Source organism: Serratia sp. 1D1416, from assembly GCF_003641105.1.
Taxonomy (GTDB): domain Bacteria; phylum Pseudomonadota; class Gammaproteobacteria; order Enterobacterales; family Enterobacteriaceae; genus Serratia; species Serratia ficaria.
On the sequence record NZ_CP032738.1, the window covers coordinates 3,359,838 to 3,383,635 of the forward strand.

Annotated in this window: 19 protein-coding genes; 9 read left to right on the forward strand and 10 right to left on the reverse strand. The window is 60.2% G+C overall.

What is annotated here, in order from left to right; genetic code table 11:
• Positions 1 to 87: 87 nt before the first annotated feature.
• Positions 88 to 1,293: a nicotinate phosphoribosyltransferase gene (pncB, locus tag D7I37_RS16210; RefSeq protein ID WP_061798027.1), complete on the reverse strand. Its 1,206-nt coding sequence runs from the start codon at positions 1,291 to 1,293 to the stop codon at positions 88 to 90.
• A 255-nt stretch (positions 1,294 to 1,548) separates the two neighbouring features.
• Positions 1,549 to 3,249 carry a GGDEF domain-containing protein gene (locus tag D7I37_RS16215; protein ID WP_061798184.1) on the reverse strand — a complete coding sequence of 567 codons (1,701 nt, stop codon included), beginning with the start codon at positions 3,247 to 3,249 and terminating at the stop codon, positions 1,549 to 1,551.
• A 336-nt stretch (positions 3,250 to 3,585) separates the two neighbouring features.
• Here D7I37_RS16215 and pepN point away from each other — a divergent pair, with 336 nt between their 5' ends.
• Positions 3,586 to 6,204 (forward strand): aminopeptidase N, encoded by a 2,619-nt coding sequence (gene pepN / locus D7I37_RS16220; RefSeq protein WP_129543995.1) that lies wholly within the window; start codon positions 3,586 to 3,588, stop codon positions 6,202 to 6,204.
• 47 nt (positions 6,205 to 6,251) lie between these two features.
• Here the strand turns inward: pepN and ssuB are convergent, their stop codons facing one another.
• From ssuB to ssuE, 5 genes are all read right to left on the reverse strand, one after another.
• Positions 6,252 to 7,025 (reverse strand): aliphatic sulfonates ABC transporter ATP-binding protein, encoded by a 774-nt coding sequence (gene ssuB / locus D7I37_RS16225; RefSeq protein WP_061798025.1) that lies wholly within the window; start codon positions 7,023 to 7,025, stop codon positions 6,252 to 6,254.
• The gene (gene ssuC, locus D7I37_RS16230; RefSeq protein ID WP_129543996.1) at positions 7,022 to 7,816 is read right to left on the reverse strand and encodes an aliphatic sulfonate ABC transporter permease SsuC; all 795 of its coding nucleotides are present in this window, start codon (positions 7,814 to 7,816) and stop codon (positions 7,022 to 7,024) included. The genes ssuB and ssuC overlap by 4 nt, the downstream gene beginning before the upstream one ends.
• 11 nt (positions 7,817 to 7,827) lie before the next feature.
• Positions 7,828 to 8,973, reverse strand: coding sequence for an FMNH2-dependent alkanesulfonate monooxygenase (ssuD, locus tag D7I37_RS16235; RefSeq protein WP_061798022.1), 1,146 nt, complete (start codon positions 8,971 to 8,973; stop codon positions 7,828 to 7,830).
• 16 nt (positions 8,974 to 8,989) lie between these two features.
• Positions 8,990 to 9,907, reverse strand: a complete 918-nt coding sequence (locus D7I37_RS16240) for a sulfonate ABC transporter substrate-binding protein (RefSeq protein WP_165283137.1) — start codon at positions 9,905 to 9,907, stop codon at positions 8,990 to 8,992.
• 69 nt (positions 9,908 to 9,976) lie between these two features.
• On the reverse strand, positions 9,977 to 10,555 hold the full coding sequence (ssuE, locus tag D7I37_RS16245; protein ID WP_129543998.1) for an NADPH-dependent FMN reductase: 579 nt from the start codon (positions 10,553 to 10,555) through the stop codon (positions 9,977 to 9,979).
• A gap of 258 nt (positions 10,556 to 10,813) precedes the next feature.
• On the opposite strand from ssuE, the gene pyrD reads away from it, so the two are divergent.
• Positions 10,814 to 11,824, forward strand: coding sequence for a quinone-dependent dihydroorotate dehydrogenase (pyrD, locus tag D7I37_RS16250; protein WP_061798019.1), 1,011 nt, complete (start codon positions 10,814 to 10,816; stop codon positions 11,822 to 11,824).
• A 176-nt stretch (positions 11,825 to 12,000) separates the two neighbouring features.
• Complete coding sequence (locus tag D7I37_RS16255) at positions 12,001 to 12,552, forward strand: cell division protein ZapC (RefSeq protein WP_061798018.1); 552 nt, start codon at positions 12,001 to 12,003, stop codon at positions 12,550 to 12,552.
• 6 nt (positions 12,553 to 12,558) lie between these two features.
• Here the strand turns inward: D7I37_RS16255 and D7I37_RS16260 are convergent, their stop codons facing one another.
• On the reverse strand, positions 12,559 to 13,662 hold the full coding sequence (locus D7I37_RS16260; protein WP_129543999.1) for a YcbX family protein: 1,104 nt from the start codon (positions 13,660 to 13,662) through the stop codon (positions 12,559 to 12,561).
• A gap of 103 nt (positions 13,663 to 13,765) precedes the next feature.
• Between D7I37_RS16260 and rlmKL the strand changes: the two genes are divergently transcribed.
• From rlmKL to rmf, 6 genes are all read left to right on the forward strand, one after another.
• Positions 13,766 to 15,886, forward strand: coding sequence for a bifunctional 23S rRNA (guanine(2069)-N(7))-methyltransferase RlmK/23S rRNA (guanine(2445)-N(2))-methyltransferase RlmL (rlmKL, locus tag D7I37_RS16265; RefSeq protein ID WP_095100090.1), 2,121 nt, complete (start codon positions 13,766 to 13,768; stop codon positions 15,884 to 15,886).
• A 5-nt stretch (positions 15,887 to 15,891) separates the two neighbouring features.
• Entirely contained in the window at positions 15,892 to 17,796 is a 1,905-nt protein-coding gene (locus D7I37_RS16270; RefSeq protein ID WP_129544000.1) for an ABC transporter ATP-binding protein, read from the forward strand.
• Between the two features lie 74 nt (positions 17,797 to 17,870).
• Positions 17,871 to 19,187 carry a membrane integrity-associated transporter subunit PqiA gene (gene pqiA / locus D7I37_RS16275; RefSeq protein ID WP_165283106.1) on the forward strand — a complete coding sequence of 439 codons (1,317 nt, stop codon included), beginning with the start codon at positions 17,871 to 17,873 and terminating at the stop codon, positions 19,185 to 19,187.
• A complete protein-coding gene (gene pqiB, locus D7I37_RS16280; protein ID WP_095096823.1) occupies positions 19,174 to 20,820 on the forward strand; it encodes an intermembrane transport protein PqiB in 1,647 nt (548 codons plus the stop codon). The genes pqiA and pqiB overlap by 14 nt, the downstream gene beginning before the upstream one ends.
• On the forward strand, positions 20,817 to 21,377 hold the full coding sequence (pqiC, locus tag D7I37_RS16285) for a membrane integrity-associated transporter subunit PqiC (RefSeq protein ID WP_095096826.1): 561 nt from the start codon (positions 20,817 to 20,819) through the stop codon (positions 21,375 to 21,377). The genes pqiB and pqiC overlap by 4 nt, the downstream gene beginning before the upstream one ends.
• 271 nt (positions 21,378 to 21,648) lie before the next feature.
• Positions 21,649 to 21,819 (forward strand): ribosome modulation factor, encoded by a 171-nt coding sequence (gene rmf, locus D7I37_RS16290; RefSeq protein ID WP_004928150.1) that lies wholly within the window; start codon positions 21,649 to 21,651, stop codon positions 21,817 to 21,819.
• 65 nt (positions 21,820 to 21,884) lie between these two features.
• On the opposite strand, the gene fabF is transcribed toward rmf, so the two are convergent.
• Both fabF and D7I37_RS16300 read right to left on the reverse strand, forming a co-directional pair.
• Positions 21,885 to 23,159, reverse strand: coding sequence for a beta-ketoacyl-ACP synthase II (gene fabF, locus D7I37_RS16295; protein ID WP_129544001.1), 1,275 nt, complete (start codon positions 23,157 to 23,159; stop codon positions 21,885 to 21,887).
• On the reverse strand, positions 23,156 to 23,683 hold the full coding sequence (locus tag D7I37_RS16300; RefSeq protein WP_061798007.1) for a helix-turn-helix domain-containing protein: 528 nt from the start codon (positions 23,681 to 23,683) through the stop codon (positions 23,156 to 23,158). The genes fabF and D7I37_RS16300 overlap by 4 nt, the downstream gene beginning before the upstream one ends.
• Positions 23,684 to 23,798: the final 115 nt, after the last annotated feature.

A 23,798-nucleotide genomic window follows, 5' to 3' on the forward strand; every position in this document is an offset into this window, starting at 1 on the left:
GGCGTCGGGTAAAAAGGGCGCAGACAGGCGCAGGTAAAGAAAAAGCCGGCGCGGTGATCCGGCCGGCTTTCTTTATATAAGGGAACCTCAGCTGGCTTTTTTCACCAGCGGCAGGTCAAAGGCTTTGCGCAGGGCTTTCACGAAGGCCTGATCCTGACAGATGGTTTTACCCGGGCTGTCGGACAGCTTGGCCACCGGCTTGCCTTTGCACTCGACCAGTTTGATCACGATATTCAGGGGCTTGACGCCCGGGATATCGCAGGTCAGGCGCGTGCCGATGCCGAACCCCAAATTGATGCGCCGATAGAAGCGGCGGTACAGCGCCAGCGCCTTGTCCAGATCCAGGTTATCCGAGAACACCAGGGTTTTGCTCATCGGGTCGATGCCGAGCTTCTGATAGTGGGCGATGGCTTTCTCGCCCCACTCGAACGGATCGCCCGAATCGTGACGCAGCCCCTGGTAGCGCTGGGCGAACTGCAGGCCGAAATCGCGCAGGAAGGCGTCCATGGTGATGCAGTCGGTCAGCGCGATGCCGAGCTGCTCCGGGTATTCATCCAGCCAGGCCTGCAGCGCGGCGCGCTGGCTGTTGGCCAACACCGGGCTGATCTGTTGATGGGCCTGGAACCACTCGTGCGCCTGGGTGCCGACCGGCGCCAGAGCCAACTGATGCGCCAGATCGTAATTGCTGGTGCCGACCAGATACGGGAATTCCGCTTTCAGGGTGCTGACGATCGCCTGCTGCACGCCCTGCGAGAAACGGCGGCGCGTGCCGAAGTCCATCAGCTTGAAACGCGAGAGATCCAGATCGCCGGCCAGCGTTTTGAATTGCGTCAGCTTGCTGCGCAGATGGGCGACGGCCAGCTCCGGGGTGACCTCCGGCGAACGGTGGCGGTGCACCACTTCGCTGATCACCGCCAGCAGCGGCACCTCCCACATGATCACCTCGCGCCACGGCCCGGCGATGCGGATCTGCAGCTTGCCGTCGCGGTTATCGATGGTCACCTGTTGCGGGTCGTAGCGAAAATCCCGTAGCCAGTTCAAATAGTCCTGGCGGAAGAAGGGCAGCCCCGAGAGGTAGGCGAACTCGGCGTCGGTCAGCGCCAACTGGCTCATCAGCGCGACCTGCGCACGGATCTCGTCGGCATATTCTCCCAGCAACTCGTCGCTGCGGCAGCGGAATTCCGCCGCAACGCTGATTGCGGGATAGCGATGGAACACTGCTTGCTGCATATGAAGCTTATAAGCGTCAGTATCAAGCAGTGATGTCAAAATCGGGGAGGCGTATTGAGTCATAGCGCGTTACAGCATCCTCGTCAGGCGCGTGTCCAAATCCGGATAATCATAAAAAAGTCGGGGGAGTATACCCGGATTATCCTGTTATTGAAGCTGCATCACACCACAAATCACCGGAGCGGGTCGAGGATTAAACGTGCCTTTATGGCGGCTTGCTTGCGGGATGGCGACAGAAAAGCCAGATAAGCCTGTAAGGTGAATGACTTAGCCTAATTAGTCATAAAAATTATAATGTTAATTATTTTAAACAACAATTCAGATAAAACCGCTCAGGGTATGCACGCTCACCCGGTTCTTGCCGTTTCTCTTGCAAAAATAGAGCGCTTCGTCCGCCCGTTTGATAGCGCCTTGCAGCGTCGAAAACGCGTTGACCTGGGCAATGCCGCAGCTGGTGGTGAAACGCACCTGTTGCCCGTTGGCCAGCGTCAGGCTGAGGCGATGCGTGCGCTGCCTGAGCTGTTCCATAATATTGCGCGCATTCTCCAGCGTGCAGTTGCCCAGGATCACCGCGAACTCCTCGCCGCCGTAACGGCAAAAAATGTCGCTGGCGCGAAACGCCTGCTGCAGCAGGCGGCCGAACGCCACCAGCACCTGATCGCCGACGTCGTGGCCGTAGCTGTCATTGAGGCTTTTGAAGTTATCGATGTCGATCAGGCAGAAGGCCAGCGGGTAGCTGCCGCTGCCCAATAGCTCGCACTCGAGGAAAAACTTGCGCCGATTATAGATGTTGGTGAGCGGGTCGAGGAATGACGATGCCTCGAGCTCTTTAATCAGCAGCTGTTTCTCGCTCTCCAGCGACACCTTGTCCAACTGGTACTGCCGCAGCTGCTGAATGGCGTCGCTGATGGCGATCAGCTCCTGACTATAGAACACCTCGTTGCGATCGATGTTCATATTGCCGCGCGCCAGCCGGGCAATATTATTGTGGGTCTTGGTCAGCCAGCGGTTGATATTTGAACAGAACACCAGCGACGGCAGCAAAATAAGCAGCGTGATCAGGCAGCCGAGAGAAATCATGCCGTCGATGGCCGTTTGGCTGTCGTAGATTTGGTGCTGCGCGGCGGCGATTTCCATTTCGTAACTGCGCTGGTACAGCCGTTGCGAAAGCGCGCTCAGCTCATCGACATAGCGCTCAATAAAATCGATAGGGTAGTCGGTATGGGTATCGATCGCCGTATACAGCCCGCCGGTGATCTGCGCGAGCCGATCTTTTGAGACCAGCTCGAGCAGCATATTGACGAGGCGGGTGGTTTGCGCATCGTCATAGCTGATTTTCATAAAGATCAGTCGGGTGCTCAGCGCATTCAACACGCCGGTCAGTTGGATCGACTTCAAATAAGCGTCTTTGCGGTCTTGCGGGTTGCGATTGACGTCGATGATTTGATCGGTGAGCTCGGTCAGGGACATGTTGAGCCGGTTGTTCAGCCGAATCGCCTCGAGGAACATAAATGAGTCGGTATCCAGCATGCGGGTATCATAGGTATAGCGATAATAGCTTTTGCTGGTTTGCGAAATATAGTAAGCGCTGTTGATATTGAACAGGTTGGCGTTGGCGTCGTTAACCTGCGAAAGCTGAAGATTGTCGTTGTCCAGCAGCTGTTCCATCAGGCCGATCATCGACAGCGCGGCGATTTTTTGCCGCACGCCCAGCTGCTGTGAAACCCAGGTTTCCAGGTGGGGGCGGATCAGGGCTATTTTGTCGCGCGCCAGTCGATCGGCGGCCTGGCACTGCGCCCGGGTAATCTGCGGATTGATCAGGCTCAGGCGCTTCAGACGGTGCGCCTGCAGCGAGGCCTGAAAGGCTTCGGAAATCTCTTTGGCGCGGTTGATTTTATACAGGGCGAGCTGATTTTCGCGATAATCGGCGTGGGCTTCCAACAGCTCATCGGCAATAAAGATGGCGAACGACGACATCAAGCAGAAGGTGAAAAAATAGATAAAGTATTTAACTTTCATATCGCCGAACATCCCTAAGCCTGATCGTTCAATTATAACATCGCGCCGTCCGCGCCGCCTTAACTATACCCCGCGGCGCCGCCGCGCCGGATTTAGCATTAAATGCTGATTTTCAAGTCCGGGGCGGTCGACAGGACTGACGGGGCGCGCCGGTTTACGATCCGCCTCTGATTTCTCCGCTTCGGCGGCCTGCCATCTCTGGGTTTTTTACGCAGCTGTGATACAGTTTATTTACAATCGGGTCCATCGGCCAAACCGCGAAGCGATGCGCATCAGGGCATTGGCGGATGATGACGGCCTGGCACCTGTAACTCACTGAGACGTCGAAGGGTTTTTATGACACAACAGCCACAGGCGAAGTATCGCCACGATTATCGCGCGCCAGATTACACCACCACCGATATCGATTTGGATTTCGATCTGGACGCAGAGACCACCCGGGTTACCGCCGTCAGCAAAATCAAACGCCAGGGCGCCGCCGGTGCGCCGCTGGTGCTGAACGGTGAAGACCTGACGCTGGTGAGCATTCAGGTTGATGGCCAGGCGTGGAGCGCCTACCGTCTGCAGGATAACCAGCTGTTGATTGATGAGTTGCCAGCACAATTTACTCTCACCATCGTTAATGACATTCATCCGGCGAAAAATACCGCGCTGGAAGGCCTGTACCTGTCCGGTGAAGCGCTGTGCACCCAATGCGAGGCCGAAGGCTTCCGCCACATTACCTATTATCAGGATCGTCCGGACGTGCTGGCGCGCTTTACCACCCGCATTACGGCCGATAAAGCGCGCTATCCGTTCCTGCTGTCGAACGGCAACCGGGTGGGCCAGGGCGAACTGGACCATGGCCGCCATTGGGTGCAGTGGCAGGATCCGTTCCCGAAACCTTGCTATCTGTTTGCGCTGGTGGCCGGTGACTTCGACGTGCTGCGCGACAGCTTCACCACCCGTTCCGGCCGCGAAGTGGCGCTGGAGCTGTTCGTTGACCGCGGCAATCTGGATCGCGCCGATTGGGCGATGACGTCGCTGAAGAACTCGATGAAGTGGGATGAAACCCGCTTTGGGCTGGAATACGATCTCGACATTTATATGATCGTGGCGGTCGATTTCTTCAACATGGGCGCGATGGAGAACAAAGGGCTAAACATCTTCAACTCCAAGTACGTGCTGGCGAAGGCGGAAACCGCCACCGACAAGGATTATCTGAATATCGAAGCGGTGATCGGCCACGAATATTTCCACAACTGGACCGGCAACCGCGTGACCTGCCGCGACTGGTTCCAGCTCAGCCTGAAAGAGGGGCTGACGGTATTCCGCGATCAGGAGTTCAGCTCCGATCTGGGTTCGCGTTCGGTCAACCGCATCGATAACGTGCGCGTGATGCGCGGCGCGCAGTTCGCCGAAGACGCCAGCCCGATGGCGCACGCCATCCGCCCGGATAAAGTGATCGAAATGAACAACTTCTACACCCTGACGGTGTATGAGAAAGGATCCGAAGTGATCCGCATGCTGCACACCCTGCTGGGCGAAGCGAATTTCCAGAAAGGGATACAGCTGTATTTCGAACGCCACGACGGCAGCGCGGCTACCTGCGATGATTTCGTTCAGGCGATGGAGGACGCGTCCAATGTCGATCTGTCGCTGTTCCGCCGCTGGTACAGCCAGTCCGGCACGCCGCTGCTGACGGTGCGCGATGACTACGACGCCGAAAATCAGCAGTATCGCCTGTTCGTCAGCCAAAAAACCGCGCCGACCGCCGATCAGCCGGAAAAACTGCCGCTGCATATTCCCTTGGATATCGAACTGTACGACAGCGAAGGCAACGTCATTGCGTTGCAAAAAGAGGGTGCGCCGATCGGTAACGTGCTGAACGTGACCGAAGCAGAGCAAACCTTCGTGTTCGACGGCGTGGAGCACAAGCCGGTGCCGTCGCTGCTGCGCGAGTTCTCGGCGCCGGTGAAGCTGGACTATCCGTACAGCGATCAGCAGCTGACCTTCCTGATGCAGCATGCGCGCAACGAATTCGCCCGTTGGGATGCGGCGCAGAGCCTGCTGGCGACCTACATCAAGCTGAACGTGGCCAAACATCAGCAGAAACAGCCGCTGTCGCTGCCGCTGCACGTGGCCGACGCGTTCCGCGCCGTGCTGCTGGATGAACAGCTGGATCCGGCGCTGGCGGCGCAGATCCTGACGCTGCCGTCGGAAAGCGAGGTTGCCGAACTGTTCGCCACCATCGATCCGGAAGCGATCGCCGCGGTGCACGAAGCGATCGTTCGCTGCCTGGCGAAGGAAATGGCCGACGAGTGGCTGGCGGTGTATTACGCCAACCGGACCGACGGTTACCGCGTGGAGCACGGCGAGATCGCCAAGCGCGCCCTGCGCAACGTTTGTCTGGGCTACCTGGCCTTCGGTGAAGACGTGGCCTTGGCCGACAAGTTGGTGAGCGAACAGTATCGTCAGGCGGATAACATGACCGACTCGCTGGCGGCGTTGGCCGCGGCGGTGGCGGCTCAGCTGCCTTGTCGCGACGCGCTGCTGGCGGCGTTCGATGAGCGCTGGCATCAGGATGGCCTGGTGATGGACAAATGGTTCGTGCTGCAGGGCAGCAGCCCGGCGGCGGACGTGCTGAGCAAGGTGCGCGCACTGTTGCAACACCGTTCGTTCAGCCTGAGCAACCCGAACCGCACCCGCTCGCTGATTGGCGGCTTCGCCTCCGGCAATCCGGCGGCGTTCCATGCCGCCGACGGCAGCGGTTACCAGTTCCTGGCGGAAATCCTCAGCGATCTCAACCAGCGCAATCCGCAAATCGCCGCGCGCCTGATCGAACCGTTGATCCGCCTGAAACGCTACGACGCCGGCCGTCAGGCGCTGATGCGCAAAGCGCTGGAACAGCTGAAGGGGTTGGAAAACCTGTCCGGCGATCTGTACGAGAAGATCAGCAAGGCGCTCGACGCGTAAATCACGCTCTCGACGAGAAAAAGGGACGGCATCCGCCGTCCCTTTTTTTAATTCATCGCCCGCTGCGACGCGGCTACCGAGGTCGGTGGCGACAATACCCGCTCCAGCACCTCGGCCTCCAGCTCGGCCAGCCTGGCCGAACCTTTGCGGCGTGGCCGCGGCAAATCGATCGCCAGATCCAGGCCGATGCGGCCTTCCTCAATCAGGATCACCCGGTCCGCCAACGCGATGGCTTCGCTCACGTCGTGGGTGACCAGCAACACGGTAAAGCCGTGCTGTTGCCACAGATTTTCAATCAGCCCCTGCATCTCGATGCGAGTCAACGCATCCAGCGCGCCCAGCGGTTCGTCCAGCAGCAGCAGGCGGGGGCGGTGGATCAGCGCGCGGGCCAGCGCCACCCGCTGTTTTTGGCCGCCGGACAGCGCCGCCGGCCACTCGTTGGCCCGATCCGCCAGGCCGACGGCGTCCAGCGCCTGCAGGGCGTTATCGCGCCAATGGCCGCGCAGGCCGAGGCCGACGTTGTCGATGACCTTTTTCCACGGCAGCAGACGCGCATCCTGAAACATCAGGCGAGTATCTTCTCTGGCGCTGCTGAGCGGGGCGTTGCCGGTCAGCAACGCGCCGCCGCTGGCGTTTTCCAGGCCGGCCATCAGGCGCAGCAGGGTGCTTTTGCCGCAGCCGCTGCGGCCGACCACCGCAACGAACTGCCCGGAGGTGATGCGCAGCTGGATATCGTCCAGCACGGTGCGGTTGCCGTAACGCTTGGCGATGGACTCCAGCGTTACCGGCGTGCCTTGCGAAATACGAGCGGGAAGGGTCATAACGCTTCTCCCTGTTTCAGTTGATAAGCCGGGTGCCAGCGCAGCCAGACGCGCTCCAGCAGCTGCGCGCCGACGTCCGCCAGCTTGCCGAGCAGGGCGTACAGCACGATAGCCACCACCACGATATCGGTCTGCAGGAATTCACGGGCGTTCATCGCCAGGTAGCCGATGCCCGAGTTGGCGGAAATGGTTTCGGCGACGATCAGCGTCAGCCACATAAAGCCGAGCGCGAAGCGCACCCCGACCATGATCGACGGCAACGCGCCCGGCAGCACCACCTGGGTAAACAGCCGGAAACCGCTCAGGCCATAGCTGCGCGCCATTTCCAGCAGGCCGCGATCGATATTCTTGATGCCGTGATAGGTATTGAGGTAGATCGGGAACAGCGTGCCGAGCGCCACCAGAAAGATCTTGGCGGATTCATCGATGCCGAACCACAGGATCACCAGCGGGATCAGCGCCAGATGCGGCACGTTGCGGATCATCTGCACCGAACTGTCGAGCAGGCGTTCGCCCCAGCGCGACAGCCCGGTAATAAAACCGAGGATCAGCCCGATGCTGCCGCCGATGCTGAAACCGATCAGCGCGCGCCAGCTGCTGATGGTCAGGTGTTGCCACATCTCGCCGCTTTTGGTCAGCGTCCAGAAGGCGGTCACCACCGCGCTGGGGGCCGGCAAAATGCGGTTGGATAACCAGCCCGCCTCCACGGAAATTTGCCAGATGACCACCAGCGCCACCGGCAGCGCCCAGGGCGCCAGCCGGTTCAGAATACGTTGCGTGCCGTTTGCCATATCGTTGCTCCTCAGCTCTGTGACACTTTTTGCGGAACGTAAATATTGGCCACCACCTCGCCCTGGGGACGCAGCGGGCGCACTTGCGCCGGCGCGTTGTCCGCCAGGTCGAGATGCGGGAACAGCAGTTCGCCGACGCGGTAGGCCTCTTCCAGATGCGGATAACCGGAGAGAATAAAGGTGTCGATGCCCAGGTCGGCATATTCTTGCATCCGCGCCGCCACCGTCGGGCCGTCGCCCACCAGCGCGGTGCCGGCGCCGCCGCGCACCAGGCCGACGCCGGCCCACAGGTTGGGGCTGATCTCCAGGTTGTCTTTTTTGCCGCCGTGCAGCTCGGCCATGCGCCGTTGCCCGACGGAATCGAAGCGCGCAAAGGCCTGCTGGGCGTTGGCGATGGTTTCATCGTCCAGGTTGGCGATCAGTCGGTCGGCGGCGCGCCAGGCTTCTTCAGTGGTTTCCCGCACGATCACGTGCAGGCGGATGCCGAAGCGCACCTGGCGGCCTTTGGCCGCCGCCTTGGCGCGCACCTCGGCGATCTTTTCCTTTACCTGCGCCGGCGGCTCGCCCCAGGTGAGGTACATCTCTACCTGTTCGGCGGCCAGATCCTGCGCCGCGGCGGAGGATCCGCCGAAATAGAGCGGCGGCCGCGGCTGTTGCACCGGCGGGAACAGCAATTTGGCGCCTTTCACCTGGATATGCTTGCCGTGGAAATCGACGGTTTCCCCTTCCAGCACCCGACGCCAGACCTGCGTGAACTCCGCCGAGGCCTCATAGCGCTCCTCATGATTGAGGTGCAGCCCTTCCGCCGCCAGTTCTTCCGGATCGCCGCCGGTGACCAGGTTAAACAGCGCGCGGCCGTTGGACAGGCGGTCCAGCGTGGCGGCCTGACGCGCCGCCAGGGTTGGCGAGATGATGCCGGGCCGCAGCGCCACCAGGAATTTCAGCCGCTGGGTGACCGGGATAAGCGACGCGGCCACCAGCCAGGAGTCTTCGCAGGAACGGCCGGTGGGGATCAGCACGCCGCCGAATCCCAGGCGGTCCGCCGCCTGGGCAATCTGCTGCAGATAACCGTGATCGACGCTGCGCGCCCCTTCCGAACTGCCAAGGTAGTGGCCGTCGCCGTGGGTGGGCAAAAACCAGAAAACGTTAAGGCTCATCGTCAGTTCTCCAAAATTATTGTGCGCTCGGGCGCCAGATGCGTTGCGAAATGTCCACCTTTACCGGCACCAGGCGATTGGCGTAAAACAGGTCGGCGGTTTGCTGCTGGGCGGCGATGGTGTGCGCATCCAGCGGCTTGATGGCGGTCGGCGGTCGATGATCCAGATAGCTGGCGATCACCTTTTCCGGCAGCCCCATGGCGTTGGCCAGCAACGTAACGCTCTGCGCGCGGTCGCTGCGGGTAAGCGCATCGGCCTGGCTCAGCACCTCCAGCACCTGCCGGATAAAGGCGCCGTTGGCTTCGGCATAAGGGCGCACCGCCAGATAGAAGGAACCGGTTTGATTCAGGTCGGTGCCGTCGCCGAGCACCCGCACGCCGCCCTGCAGCAGCGCGGCGGAATAGTAAGGATCCCAGATCGCCCAGGCATCGACGTTGCCCTGCTGAAACGCGGCGCGCGCGTCGGCCGGGGTCAGGTAGACCGCTTGGATGTCGGTGAATTTCAGCCCGGCTTTTTGCAGCGAGCGCAGCAGCAGGTTGTGCGAGCTGGAGCCTTTCTGGAAGGCGACCTTATGGCCTTTCAGCTCGGCGACGCTTTTTATCGGGCTGTTTTCCGGCACCAGGATCACCTCCGCCTTGGGTTTGGGCGGTTCAACGCCGACATACAGCAGATCGGCGCCGGCGGCCTGGGCGAAGATCGGCGGAATATCGCCGGTGCTGCCGAGATCGATGCTGCCGACGTTCAGCGCTTCCAGCATCTGCGGACCGGCCGGGAATTCGACCCAGCTGATTTTGGTGGCGGGAAAACGCTTCTCCAGCAGCTGGTGGCTTTTCGCCAGCACCAGGCTGACCGATCCTTTTTGGTAGCCGATACGGAACAGGGCCGGATCCTGCGCGCTGGCGGCATTGGCCCAGGCCAGCGACAGCAGGCCCATCAGGGTGGCGGCGCCAAACCAGCGCCGCAGAACAGATCGCTTCATATTGAGGTCCTTTTCCGGAGTGCTTCAGGCGGTCTGTCGGGTCGACAGGGGCAGGGTTACCCTCAGAGAGGGCGGCTTGCGGCGGCCGAGCGCCAGGTAGAAACTCTCCAGCGCCTCCTCCAGCCGCCCGGCGACGCCGTCCGACAGGGTGACGTCTTCGCCGTTGAGCTGCACCTGGCTGTCGTCGGCGAAGACGCCGTGCAGCACTTCCTGCGCCTTCAGCGCCGCCAGCACCGGCTTCAGGGCGTACTCCACCGCCAGCATGTGCCCGACGGAACCGCCGGTGGCCAGGGGCAGCACCACCTTGTGGTCCAGCGCGCGTTCCGGCAGCAGATCCAGCAGGGTCTTCAAGGCGCCGGAAAATGAAGCCTTATATACCGGGGTGGAAATCAGCAGGCCGTCCGCCTGCGCCAGCTGCTCGGTGAAGGCTTTGATCGCCGGGCTGTTAAAATTGGCGTACAGCAGGTCTTCGGCATCGAAATCGTGCAGGGTATAGGCGATCACCTCTACGCCTTGCTGCCGCAGCCAGTTCTGGCTCAGGGTAAGCAGGCCCGCCGAGCGTGATGGGATGCGTGGGCTGCCGGCCAGTGATATAACGCGCATTGCCACTCCTTATAACTAAATGTTAGGTTTAATTAGAAAATGAACGGGAAGTGTTTTAAAGCTAACAGCAAAGGGGCGGGTTTCTTAAATCTCATTTTTTGATTTTGTTATGCGTAAAAGCGGATTTGCGGCGTTTTCCCTCGGCGCCAAGAAAACGATTGCGTAAAAAGGCCTTTTTTTGCCTTTAATCAATTCCAATTGGTCGGGGGATGCCGGATAATACGCCCCCGGTTTGCAACCGGGAAATCAGGAGAGTCCATGTACTACCCCATCATCAGGAAAGCGTTGTTCCAGCTCGATCCCGAGCGCGCGCATGAATTGACCTTTCGTCAGCTTCGCCGTGTAACCGGCACCCCGTTAGAGTTTCTTGTCCGCCAGTCGGTGCCGACCAAGCCGGTCAGCTGCATGGGGCTGTCGTTTAAAAACCCGTTGGGATTGGCCGCCGGTCTGGATAAAGACGGCGAGTGCATCGACGCGTTCGGCGCCATGGGTTTCGGCCATGTCGAGGTGGGCACCGTGACCCCGCGCCCGCAGCCGGGCAACGACAAGCCGCGCCTGTTCCGGGTGGTGGAGGCCGAGGGGCTGATCAACCGCATGGGCTTTAATAACCACGGCGTGGATAATCTGGTTGAAAACGTTAAGAAATCCCATTTCGGCGGCATTCTTGGGATCAATATCGGCAAGAATAAGGACACCCCGGTTGAACAGGGGAAAGACGATTATCTGATCTGCATGGATAAAGTTTATCCGTATGCCGGTTATATCGCGATTAACATTTCGTCACCAAATACGCCGGGGTTACGATCCTTGCAGTATGGCGAAGCGCTGGACGATCTTTTAGCGGCGATTAAAAATAAGCAGCAGGAATTACATGCGCGCCATCACAAATATGTGCCGGTGGCGGTAAAGATCGCGCCGGATCTTTCTGAAGAAGAATTGATCCAAATTGCCGATAGCCTGGTGCGTCATAATATCGACGGGGTGATCGCCACCAATACCACATTGGATCGTAAACTGATCCAGGGATTAAATTATTGCGAGCAAACGGGTGGCCTCAGCGGGCGTCCGCTGCAGTCGCGCAGCACCGAAGTGATCCGTCGCCTGTCGACCGAGCTGCAAGGGCGCCTGCCGATTATTGGCGTGGGCGGGGTGGATTCGCTGACGGCGGCGCGTGAAAAAATGGCGGCCGGCGCCAGCCTGGTGCAAATTTATTCCGGATTTATCTTCCACGGCCCGCGCCTGATTAAAGATATCGTTACCCATATCTAATATTTTTTCTTTCATTTTATGTCGGGGGTTTATTTCTTCCCCCGGCTCGTCTATATTTTGTTCGTTAGCATAAATATCGTTCGCGGAATTATCCGATGTTTAAGCGACTTTATCGGTGATAAAATCACCTTTTGGGGTAAATACGGCGTTGGCATAGGCAGCGAGAAGGATAAGAGATGAAGATAAAACCTGACGATAATTGGCGTTGGTATTTTGACGCCGAACACGATCGGCTAATGCTGGATTTAGCTAATGGTATGATCTTTCGCTCGCGTTTTCCGGCCAAAATGTTAACCCCGGACGCCTTTGACGAATGCGCTTTTTGCGTCGACGACGCCGCGCTGTATTTCACCTATGAAGAACAGTGCAAACAGGTCAAGCTCAGCCATGAACAGCGCGCCGAGCTGGTGTTGAATGCCTTGGTCGCCTACCGTTTCCTGAAACCGCTGATGCCGAAAAGCTGGCACTTCTCGCAGCAGCATTATCCGCTGCAGCCGAAGAACGGCGAGCTGGCGGCGGTGAAGGTGATGGAAAGCGGCGTTGAAGCCCGCCTGCTGGTGGTGGAGGCCGGCGATAACGCCAGCCTGTGCCTGCTGGCGCAGAACCAACTGTCGGTCGCCGGTCGCACCATGGTGCTGGGCGACGCGATTAAGGTGATGCACGATCGGCTGAAGCCTTGTGCGCAGGACGAATCTTCCACCCCGGCGGCCTACGACCGGGCGGTATAAGCCCGGTTACGCCAGCGTCAAATCGCTTTTCGGAATACAGCTGCAGCAAAGAATGGTGCCGTCTTCGGCCACCGCGCTTTTCTTCAGCGGCGCGACTTCGCCGCTGACCAGGGTAATACGGCAGCTGCCGCAGATGCCGGCCCGGCAGGAATAGGGCACGCGAATTCCCTGCTGCTCCAGCTGCTCGAGCAATATTTGCTGGTTATTGCCGGTAAACACCTTCCCTTCATATTCGATGGTCACGCCCTGCGCGCTGTCCTGCGGCGCCGCTACGCTCTCCACCACCGTGCCGGCGCCATACGGGCGCGGCGGCTTGGTCGACAGCACTTCCACCGTATCGCCAACGCGAATAATGCCGCTGTTGCGCGCAATCATGTTTTGGCCGAAGTCGATGTCGCCGTTATCGGCGGTGCGGAATTTCTGCAGCGTGCTCAGCGGCTCACCGCTCGGGTGTTTGCGGCCTCGCTCGGTGCTGACGGTGGTCAGCACGCAGCGGCTGCAGGGTTTCACCAGATCGAACATCACATCGCCGACGCGGATCACCTGCCAGCCGTCTTCGGCCCAGGCGCCGGCGCCGGTGACCACCAGATTGGGGCGGAACTGCTCCAGCTTGATGCTGCCGGGGCAGCGCCGCTGCAGATCGTTGAACGAAGCCTGGTTAATCAGCAGATAAGGATAGCCATCGGCGAACGACAGCGGAATGGCCGGATGTTTTTTTACCCGGCGGGTGAGTTCCGGCCCCAGCCAGCGCAGCTGCACGTCGCGCTGGAAATAGCCGCTTAGCCAGCGGTTAATCTCCGCCGGCGCAATCAGCGCGGTGAAATGGTTGCCCCACACTTCGGTAGGCTGCGCTTCGGCGGCGAAATCGCTAAAGCGGATAGCGGCGCTTTCGCCGTCCGGGGCGGTGAGAAACAGGCCGTCCGCCAGCAGCGCCGGAGTGAACAGCACCATCTGCGGATATTGGCGCGCGGTAATAAAGGTGCCATCCGGTTCGGTGATCATAAAGGTGCGATCGAAGGCCAGGCCGCTGCTGGAGACCTGGGCATGGGAAAGCTGCAAACCCCGCAGCGATTTAACCGGATGAACGTAGAGTCTGGAAAGCGTGATCACCCTTATCTCCGTGCGATTATTAAATAGAAGGGAGCAACTTTATGACAAGCGGTCTGGATTAGCTATAATGCGCAACAATTTTCTTTTTGGTGATAAGTACGATATGAACTCTCTGTTTGCCAGCACGGCGCGTGGACTGGAAGAACTGTTAAAAAGCGAGCTGGAAGCGCTGGGCGCCCACGACTGCAAAGTGGTGCAGGGTGGGGTACATTTTCAGGGTGACGATCGTCTTCTGTACCAAAGCCTGCTGTGGAGCCGCCTGGCCTCGCGCATTCTGCTGCCGCTGAACGAATTCCGCGTGCACAGCGATCTGGATCTGTACCTCGGCGTGCAGGCGATTGACTGGACCAGCATCTTCGGGGTGGATAAAACCTTCGCCGTGCATTTCAGCGGCGTCAATGAAGAGATCCGCAACAGCCAATACGGCGCGCTGAAGGTGAAAGACGCCATCGTCGACAGCTTCACCCGCAAAATCGATCGGCGCCCGACGGTCGCCAAGCAACAGCCCGACATTCGCGTCAACGTGTTCCTGCAGCGCGATATGGCCAGCGTGGCGCTGGATCTGAGCGGCGAAGGCCTGCATCAGCGCGGTTACCGCGATCTGACCGGCCAGGCGCCGCTGAAGGAAAACCTGGCGGCGGCCATCGTGCAGCGTTCCGGCTGGCAGCCGGGCACGCCGATGCTCGATCCGATGTGCGGTTCCGGCACCCTGTTGATCGAAGCGGCGATGATCGCCGCCGATCGCGCGCCGGGTCTGCACCGTCAGCACTGGGGCTTCAGCGCCTGGAACGGCCACAACGCCGACCTGTGGCGCGAATTGACCACCGAAGCGCAGGTGCGCGCTCGTCGCGGCCTGCAGGAAACCCCTTCGCGCTTCTTCGGCTCCGACATCGATCGCCGGGTGATCGAAATGGCGCGCGGCAACGCCCGCCGCGCCGGCATTGCCGAACTGATCACCTTCAACGTCAATGACGTCAGCAAATTGACCAATCCGCTGCCGGAAGGCCCGACCGGCACCGTGGTCAGCAACCCGCCGTACGGCGAGCGCCTGGAAAGCGAACCGGCGCTGATTGCGCTGCATAACATGCTGGGCCGCATCATGAAGAGCGCCTTCGGCGGCTGGCAGCTGTCGCTGTTCAGCGCTTCGCCGGAGCTGCTGAGCTGCCTGCAGCTGCGCGCCGAGCGGCAGTTCAAGGCTAAAAACGGCCCGCTGGATTGCGTGCAGAAAAACTACCAGCTGGCGGCGAACCCGGCCGGCGCCGGCGGCGTGCAGGTGGCGGAAGATTTCGCCAACCGCCTGCGCAAAAACCTGAAGAAGCTCGACAAATGGGCGAAGCAGCAGGGCATTGAATGCTACCGCTTGTATGACGCCGATCTGCCAGAATACAACGTGGCGGTCGATCGCTACGGCAGCAAGGTGGTGGTGCAGGAATACGCGCCGCCGAAAACCGTCGATGCGCAGAAGGCGCGTCAGCGTTTGTTCGACGTGATCAACGCTACGCTGGCGGTGCTGGAATTGCCGTCCAATCAGCTGATCCTGAAGACCCGCGAGCGGCAGAAGGGTAAAAACCAGTACGAGAAGCTGGCGCAGAAGGGCGAATTCCTGCTGGTGGAAGAGTTCAACGCCAAGCTGTGGGTCAACCTGACCGACTATCTCGACACCGGGCTGTTCCTCGATCACCGCATCGCGCGCCGCATGTTGGGCGAGATGAGCAAGGGCAAGGACTTCCTCAACCTGTTCGCCTATACCGGCACCGCCAGCGTGCACGCCGGGCTGGGCGGCGCGCGCAGCACCACTACGGTGGATATGTCGCGCACCTATCTGGAGTGGGCGGAGAAAAACCTGCGCGCCAACGGCCTGACCGGCCGTCAGCACCGCCTGATCCAGGCCGATTGCCTGTCGTGGCTGAGCAATGCCGATGAGCAGTTCGACGTGATCTTTATCGATCCGCCGACCTTCTCCAACTCCAAGCGAATGGAAAACAGCTTTGACGTGCAGCGCGATCATCTGGCGCTGATGAAAGATTTGAAACGGTTGCTGCGCCGCAACGGGACCATCATGTTCTCGAACAACAAGCGCGGTTTCCAGATGGATTTGGCCGGTCTGAGCGAGCTGGGTCTGGAGGCGAAAGAGATCACCGCCCAGACGCTGTCGCAGGATTTTGCCCGTAACCGTCAGATTCATAACTGCTGGCTGGTCACCCACGCCGGCGAAGGAAAATAATTACTATGTCGTTAATCAGCATGTCCGGCGCCTGGCTGTCCTTCAGCGATGCGCCGCTTTTAGACAACACCGAAATTCATATCGAAGACAACGAACGCGTTTGTCTGGTGGGGCGCAACGGCGCCGGTAAATCCACCCTGCTGAAGATCCTCGGCAAAGAGATCCCGCTGGATGACGGCCGGGTGATTTACGAGCAGGATCTGATCGTGGCGCGTCTGCAACAGGATCCGCCGCGCAATATCGGCGGCAGCGTGTTCGACTTCGTGGCCGAAGGCGTCGCGGAGCAGGCGGAGCACCTGAAGGCCTACCATGCGATCTCTCACCTGGTGGAAACCGACCCGAGCGAGAAAAACCTGACGCGCATGGCGCAGATTATGGAGATCCTCGATCATCAAGGGTTGTGGCAACTCGACAGCCGCATCAGCGAAGTGCTGCTGCAGCTGGGGCTGAACGGCGACGCCGAGCTTTCCTCGCTCTCCGGCGGCTGGTTGCGCAAGGCGGCGCTGGGCCGCGCGCTGGTCAGCTCGCCGCGCGTGCTGCTGCTCGACGAACCGACCAACCACCTGGATATTGAAACCATCGACTGGCTGGAAGGCTTCCTGAAAGAGTTCGATGGCAGCATCGTGTTCATCTCCCACGACCGTTCGTTTATTCGCAACATGGCGACGCGCATCGTCGATCTGGACCGCGGCAAGTTGGTCTCCTGGCCGGGCAACTACGATCTGTATTTGCTGAGCAAGGAAGAGGCGCTGCGGGTGGAAGAGCTGCAGAACGCCGAGTTCGACCGCAAGCTGGCGCAGGAAGAAGTGTGGATCCGCCAGGGCATCAAGGCGCGCCGCACCCGTAACGAAGGCCGCGTGCGCGCGCTGAAGGCGCTGCGCAACGAACGTTCGGAGCGTCGTGAAGTGATGGGCACCGCCAAGATGCAGGTGGAAGAGGCGGTCCGCTCCGGCAAAATCGTGTTTGAGCTGGAAGACGTCAACTATCAGGTCGGCGAAAAGGTGCTGGTGCGCGGTTTCTCCGCTCAGGTGCAGCGCGGCGACAAGATTGCGTTGGTGGGGCCGAACGGCTGCGGCAAAACCACGCTGCTGAAACTGATGCTCGGTCAACTGAAAGCCGACAGCGGCCGCGTGCACTGCGGCACCAAGCTGGAAGTGGCCTACTTCGACCAGCACCGCGCCGATCTCGACCCCGAGCGCACGGTGATGGACAACCTGGCGGAAGGCAAACAGGAAGTGATGGTCAACGGCCGGGCGCGCCACGTGCTGGGCTACCTGCAGGACTTCCTGTTCCACCCGAAACGCGCGATGACGCCGGTGAAGGCGCTGTCGGGCGGCGAGCGTAACCGCCTGCTGTTGGCTAAGCTGTTTCTGAAACCCAGCAATCTGCTGATCCTCGATGAACCAACCAACGATCTCGACGTCGAAACGCTGGAGCTGCTGGAAGAGCTGATCGACGGCTACCAGGGCACCGTGCTGCTGGTCAGCCACGATCGTCAGTTTGTCGACAACTCGGTAACCGAGTGCTGGATCTTCGAAGGCAACGGCGCCATCAGCACCTTCGTCGGCGGCTACTACGACGCGCACCATCAGCGCGCCACCGCCAAACCGATCCGCCAGGCGGCGCCGAGCCAGGGCAAACCGGCCGCAGAGAAAAAAACCGAGCAGCCGAAGAAGCCGGCCGCCAAGCTGAGCTATAACCTGCTGCGCGAACTGGAACAGCTGCCGCAGCGTCTTGAGCAGCTGGAAGCGGAAATTGAAGCGCTGCAGGCGCAAATGAGCGATGCTGACTTCTTCACGCGTCCGCACAGCGAAACGCAGGGCGTGCTGACGGCGCTGGCCAACGCCGAACAGGCGCTGGAGCAGGCGTTCGCCCGTTGGGAAGAGCTGGAAGCGATGAAAAACGGCTAACCGTTGCGCCTACCGCCCGCGCGCTGCTGCGGGCGGTATCGCCGTCTCGGTGAGCAACGTTATTAAGGAGGAATATGGTGTGTTCCCACGAAAATTACAAGCAGCATAGCCCCAAGGTGCCCGGCGCCCCGCAGCAGGATAACCTGATGCTGTGCCCGCAGTGCGACATGCTGGTGGCCTTGCCGCCCCTGGCGTTCGGCACCAAAGCGGTGTGCCCGCGCTGTAAAACCACCCTCAGCACCCGCTGGGAGGAACCGCGCAAGCGGCCGATCGGCTACGCCCTCAGCGCGCTGTTCATGCTGCTGCTGGCCAATATTTTCCCGTTTATCAATATGCGCGTTGCCGGTCTTGGCAACGAAATCAGACTGATTCAAATTCCTCAGGTGATGGTGGCGGAAGATTACGCCAGCATGGCCACGTTGTTCATGGTGTTCGTGCAGCTGATCCCGGCGTTTTGCATGCTGGCGATCATTCTGCTGTGCGCCAGAGTGCGCATGCCGCTGGCGTTGAAAGAGTGGATGGCCAAAATGCTGTTCCAGTTTAAAACCTGGTGCATGGTGGAAATCTTCCTCGCCGGGGTACTGGTCAGCTTCGTCAAGCTGATGGCCTACGGCGATATCGGCATCGGCAGCAGCTTTGTGCCTTACTGCCTGTTCTGCCTGCTGCAGGTGCGCGCCTTCCAGTGCGTGGACCGCCGCTGGCTGTGGCAGGATATCGAACCGGCGCCGAAGCTGGATCGGCCGCTGACGGTCGGCCGCACCGGCATGCGCCAGGGCGTGCGTTCCTGCCGCTGCTGCACCGCGATCCTGCCGGCCGATCTGACCCATTGCCCGCGCTGCCACACCAACGGCCACGTGCGCCGCCGCAACAGCCTGCAGTGGACGCTGGCGCTGCTGGTGACCTCGATTATGCTGTATATTCCGGCCAACCTGATGCCGATCATGGTCACCGAGGCGCTGGGCAACAAGATGAATTCGACCATCATGGCCGGGGTGATCCTGCTGTGGGGCGAAGGATCCTATCCGGTGGCGATGGTGATTTTCATCGCCAGCATCATGGTGCCATCGCTGAAGATGCTGGCGATCGGTTGGCTGTGCTGGGACGCCAACGGCAAGGGGAAAAACCGCGCCGACAGCGAACGCATGCACCTGATTTATGAAGTCGTCGAGTTTGTTGGCCGCTGGTCAATGATCGACGTGTTTGTCATCGCCGTACTGTCGGCGTTGGTACGTATGGGACAATTGATGAGCATCTATCCTGCAACCGGAGCGGTGCTGTTCGCCCTGGTGGTGATCCTCACCATGTTCGCCGCCATGACGTTCGATCCCCGGCTGACCTGGGATCGCGTAAATGAAACAACAAAAAAGGAGCCGCAAGGTGACGGAAAATAATCATAGCGTCGCGGACGTAGAGAAGATCAAGCGCTGGTCGCCGGTGTGGATCATTCCCATCGTCACCGCCCTGATCGGCGCCTGGATCCTGTTTTACCACTTCAGCCATCAGGGACCGGTAGTGACGCTGGTCACCACCACCGCCGAAGGGCTGGAAGCGGGCAAAACCAAAATCAAAAGCCGCAGCGTCGACGTTGGCGTGGTGGAGACCGTGACGCTGAGCGACGACCTGAGCAAGGTGATGGTGCAGGCGCGGCTCAACGCCGGCATGGAGAAGCTGCTGCGGCAGGACACCGCCTTCTGGGTGGTGAAGCCGCAGATTGGCCGCGAAGGCGTTTCCGGCCTGGGGACGCTGTTATCCGGCGCCTATATCGAGCTACAGCCGGGCACCAAGGGCAAGGACGGCAAGGACGATTATCAACTGCTGGATGCGCCGCCGCTGGCCTCGCCGGACGCCAAAGGCCTGCGCATCGTGCTGGACAGCGAAAAATCGGGCCAGTTGAACGCCGGCGATCCGGTGCTGTTCCGCGGCTATCGCGTCGGCTCGGTGGAAACCAGCTATTTCGATCCCAAGCAGCGCGCCATGCGCTATCAGCTGTTTATCTCGGCGCCTTACGATCAGCTGGTGACCAGCAACGTGCGCTTCTGGAAAGACAGCGGCGTGGCGTTCGACATGTCGGCGCAGGGGATGCGCGTGGAAATGGGCTCGCTGGCGACCCTGTTCAGCGGCGGCGTCAGCTTTGACGTGCCGGACGGTTGGGATCGCGGCGAACTGGCGAAAGAGAAGGCGGAATATCAGCTGTTCGACAACCAGCGCAGCATCCAGGACTCGCTGTACACCGTGCATAAAGATTACCTGATGTTCTTCTCCGACTCGGTTCGCGGCCTGCAGCCGGGCGCGCCGGTAGAATTCCGCGGCATTCGTCTCGGTACGGTGGCGCAGGTGCCGTTCTCCAAAGAGGGCATGGCGCAGCGGCTGGACAGCGATTACCGCATTCCGGTGCTGATCCGCATCGAACCGGATCGCTTCCAGAAACAGCTGGGCGGCAACTTCGACATCGAAGGCCATCTGAAAGACGCCGAGTCGCGCGGCATGCGCGCTTCCCTGAAGTCCGCCAACCTGCTGACCGGTTCGCTGTATATCGATCTGGACTTCTATCCGCAGGAGAAGGCCTGGAAAGGTCCGCGTGAGCTGTTCGGTTATCCGCTGATGCCGACCACCAGCGGCGGCCTGGCGCAGATCCAGCAGAAGCTGATGCAGACGCTGGACAAGATCAACGCGATGCCGATCAATCCGATGATCAACGAAGCGACCAAAACGCTGGCGGAAAGTCAGAAGACCATGAAGTCGACGCAGCAGACCATGAAGTCGCTGAATGACATCATCGCCAGCAAAGAGATGAAGGCGCTGCCGCAGGACATGCAGAAAACGCTGCAGGAGTTGAACCGCAGCATGAAAGGGTTCCAGCCGGGTTCACCTGCCTACAACAAGATGGTGGGCGACATGCAACGACTGGATCAGGTGTTGCGCGAACTGCAGCCGGTGCTGCGCACTCTGAATGACAAGAGCAACGCGCTGGTGTTTGAAGCCGCCGGCAGCAATGACCCTCAGCCGAAGAAGGCCAATAAATGATGAAATGGATCCCGGTAGCCCTGGCGCTGTTGCTCAGCGCCTGCAGCAGTACGCCACAGAAAACCTACTATCAGCTGCCGGCGCTGGGGGCGTCGGCGCAGGTGAGCGGAGGTGCCGCCTCTACGCGCCAGCTGTGGCTGGAGCACGTTGGCGTCGCCGATTATCTGGCGCAAAACGGCGTGGTTTATCAGACCAACGACGTGCAGTACGTCATCGCCCAGAACAACCTGTGGGCCAGCCCGCTGGATCAACAGCTGCAGCAGACGCTGGTCACCAACCTGAGCGGCGCGCTGCCGGGTTGGGTGGTGTCTTCGCAGCCGATGAACAGCGATCAGGATGTGCTTAACGTCACCGTCAGCGGCTTCCACGGCCGTTTCGACGGCAAGGCCGTCATTCGCGGCGAATGGGTGCTGAATCATCAGGGGCGGCTGATTAAGCGGCCGTTTAACCTGGAGCTGAAGCAGGGTGAAGACGGCTACGATGCGCTGGTGCGCACCCTGGCGCAGGGGTGGCAGCAGGAGGCTCAGACGATCGCTTCGCAGGTCGGCGGCTTTTAGACATAATTTGGACTAAAATGATCTAATCCCTGTCGGTGAGAAATATCACTTTTTCTTGTCGGCAGGGATTTTTTATTTATATCAACGAATTAACCTCTTTCCCTGCATATCAGCCACTTAGCTTTTTCCGCGGGCGTAGCTCACAAATATGACATTGGCGTGAATTTTGCGCATTGATCTTCGCGTCATTTAGCGCTATTGCTTAATCGTGGCTGCGCAAAAAGCAGCCATTGTTTTCTTTCCACCAGACCAAAAATGAGGGAAACGAGGCATGAAGAGACAGAAACGCGATCGTCTGGAAAGGGCGCATTCGAGAGGGTATCAGGCAGGCATTTTAGGGCGTTCCAGGGAACATTGTCCCTACCAATCATCGGTGGACGCCCGGTCTCAATGGCTGGGAGGTTGGCGAGAAGCCATGGAGGACAGGGCTGTGACCGCTTAAGCGGCTCCCTGTCAAAAAAAGGAACAACCTCCGCCGCGCGCGGAGGTTTTTGTTTCAGCTGCCGATTACCCCTGCCAGCGTTTCAGTAAAATACTCGCGTTCACGCCGCCAAAGCCGAAGCCGTTGGACAAGGCGTAGGTGATGCCCATCGGTTCCGCCTGCTTCGCCACCAGATGCAATCCTTCCGCCGCCGGATCGGGGTTATCCAGATTCAACGTGGCGGGGGCGATTTGGTCGCGCAGCGCCAGCGCGGTGAAGATGGTTTCCAGCCCGCCGGCCGCCCCCAGCAAATGGCCGGTCGCCGATTTGGTCGAGGTCACCGCTACGCCGCCGTCTGCGCCGAACAGGTGCCTGATGGCGTTAATTTCCCCCAGATCGCCCACCGGCGTCGAGGTGGCGTGAGCGTTCAGATGCTGGACTTCGCCCGGCGTAACGCCCGCCTGCTTCAGCGCAATCTTCATGGCGCGGTAGGCGCCGTCGCCGTCTTCGGCGCCGGAGGTCATGTGGTAGGCATCGGCGCTGGTGCCGTAGCCGACAATTTCCGCCAGCGGCGCCGCCCCGCGCGCCAGTGCGTGTTCGAGGGTTTCGATGACCAGCATGCCGGCGCCTTCGCCCATCACGAAACCGTCGCGTGCGCTGTCGAAAGGCCGCGAGGCCTGCGCCGCCTCGTCCGCCGATGCGGTAGACATGGCGCGCGCGGCGGCAAAGCCCCCCAGGCTGACGGTATCGATAGCGGCCTCGGTGCCGCCGCACAGGGCGATATCGGCCTCATCGTTACGGATCATGCGCACCGCATCGCCAATGGCCTGAACGCCGGCCGCGCAGGCGGTGACCGGCGCGCCGATCGGCCCTTTGAACCCATGCTTGATAGATACGTGGCCGGCGGCCAGGTTAACCAGGAATGAAGGAATGGTGAACGGCGACAGACGCTTGGCGCCGCGGCTGTCGGTGGTGCGCACCGCGTGAGCGATGGCTGGAAAACCGCCGATGCCGGAGGCTATCACGGTCGCGGTGCGTTCCTGCTTCTCTTCGGTATCGGCGATCCAGCCGGCCTGGCGGATCGCCTCATCGGCCGCCGCCATGGCGAACAGGATAAAGCGATCCATTTTTTTCTGGTCTTTGGGGGCGACGGACAGGTCGGGGTTAAAGCCGGCTTCGGCATCCTGTTCCTGCGAGGGCACCTGGCCGCCGACTTTGACCTGCAGGTCGGCGACGATCGCTTCCGGCAGAGGGCGGATGCCTGACTGACCGTTCAGCAGGCGTTGCCAGACGGCTTCAACGCCGCACCCCAACGGCGAAACGACGCCCATGCCTGTAATGACGATACGACGACTGTTCATAGTGACTCCTTGGATGATTCAGGGAAAGTGGCAGAGTGATTCTGCTGCATCAGGGCGGCGCGCCGGCGCATGCCTTCGCTGGCCGCCGGCCCTGGCGCCAATGTGATGTGGCGTTGTTCGATGGGTTGTCGGGTCTGGCTGTCGATCAGCTGCACCTGGATTGGCCGGCCGCTGCGGCGGTCGACCAGCTGCGCGCTGATGCCGTCATCCGTCAGATGGGTATTGCCCCAATGAAACAGCGCCGCCAACACCGGGAAAAAGTCGTAGCCGCGTTCGGTAAGCAGATATTGATAGCGCACCGGGCGCGTTTGATAGCGCTGCTTGTGCAAGATACCGCCGGCCACCAGGTCTTTCAGGCGGCGTGTCAGTATGGTGGGCGACAGCCCCAGGCTTTGCTGGAATTCATCAAATTTCGACAGGCCGTGGAAGGCGTCGCGCAGTATCAGAATGCTCCACCATTCGCCGACCCGATCCAGTGAACGAGCGACCGGGCAGGGTGCCTGGTCAAAACGGGTTTTTTGCATGCTGCACCTCAATGTTACTACAATAATTGTAGTTACTGGTTGGCCGTTATGGGCATGAGCATCGCCCCGAAGCAAAAAATAACGATGGGAAAATAAAACGGCGGCCGTAGCAGGC

Excerpts from the sequence above, each read along its gene's own strand:
- pncB (WP_061798027.1), bottom strand. The coding sequence starts at position 1,293 with ATGACTCAATACGCCTCCCCGATTTTGACATCACTGCTTGATACTGAC.
- D7I37_RS16215 (WP_061798184.1), bottom strand. The coding sequence starts at position 3,249 with ATGAAAGTTAAATACTTTATCTATTTTTTCACCTTCTGCTTGATGTCG.
- pepN (WP_129543995.1), top strand. The coding sequence starts at position 3,586 with ATGACACAACAGCCACAGGCGAAGTATCGCCACGATTATCGCGCGCCA.
- ssuB (WP_061798025.1), bottom strand. The coding sequence starts at position 7,025 with ATGACCCTTCCCGCTCGTATTTCGCAAGGCACGCCGGTAACGCTGGAG.
- ssuC (WP_129543996.1), bottom strand. The coding sequence starts at position 7,816 with ATGGCAAACGGCACGCAACGTATTCTGAACCGGCTGGCGCCCTGGGCG.
- ssuD (WP_061798022.1), bottom strand. The coding sequence starts at position 8,973 with ATGAGCCTTAACGTTTTCTGGTTTTTGCCCACCCACGGCGACGGCCAC.
- D7I37_RS16240 (WP_165283137.1), bottom strand. The coding sequence starts at position 9,907 with ATGGGCCTGCTGTCGCTGGCCTGGGCCAATGCCGCCAGCGCGCAGGAT.
- ssuE (WP_129543998.1), bottom strand. The coding sequence starts at position 10,555 with ATGCGCGTTATATCACTGGCCGGCAGCCCACGCATCCCATCACGCTCG.
- pyrD (WP_061798019.1), top strand. The coding sequence starts at position 10,814 with ATGTACTACCCCATCATCAGGAAAGCGTTGTTCCAGCTCGATCCCGAG.
- D7I37_RS16255 (WP_061798018.1), top strand. The coding sequence starts at position 12,001 with ATGAAGATAAAACCTGACGATAATTGGCGTTGGTATTTTGACGCCGAA.
- rlmKL (WP_095100090.1), top strand. The coding sequence starts at position 13,766 with ATGAACTCTCTGTTTGCCAGCACGGCGCGTGGACTGGAAGAACTGTTA.
- D7I37_RS16270 (WP_129544000.1), top strand. The coding sequence starts at position 15,892 with ATGTCGTTAATCAGCATGTCCGGCGCCTGGCTGTCCTTCAGCGATGCG.
- pqiA (WP_165283106.1), top strand. The coding sequence starts at position 17,871 with ATGGTGTGTTCCCACGAAAATTACAAGCAGCATAGCCCCAAGGTGCCC.
- pqiC (WP_095096826.1), top strand. The coding sequence starts at position 20,817 with ATGATGAAATGGATCCCGGTAGCCCTGGCGCTGTTGCTCAGCGCCTGC.
- rmf (WP_004928150.1), top strand. The coding sequence starts at position 21,649 with ATGAAGAGACAGAAACGCGATCGTCTGGAAAGGGCGCATTCGAGAGGG.
- fabF (WP_129544001.1), bottom strand. The coding sequence starts at position 23,159 with ATGAACAGTCGTCGTATCGTCATTACAGGCATGGGCGTCGTTTCGCCG.
- D7I37_RS16300 (WP_061798007.1), bottom strand. The coding sequence starts at position 23,683 with ATGCAAAAAACCCGTTTTGACCAGGCACCCTGCCCGGTCGCTCGTTCA.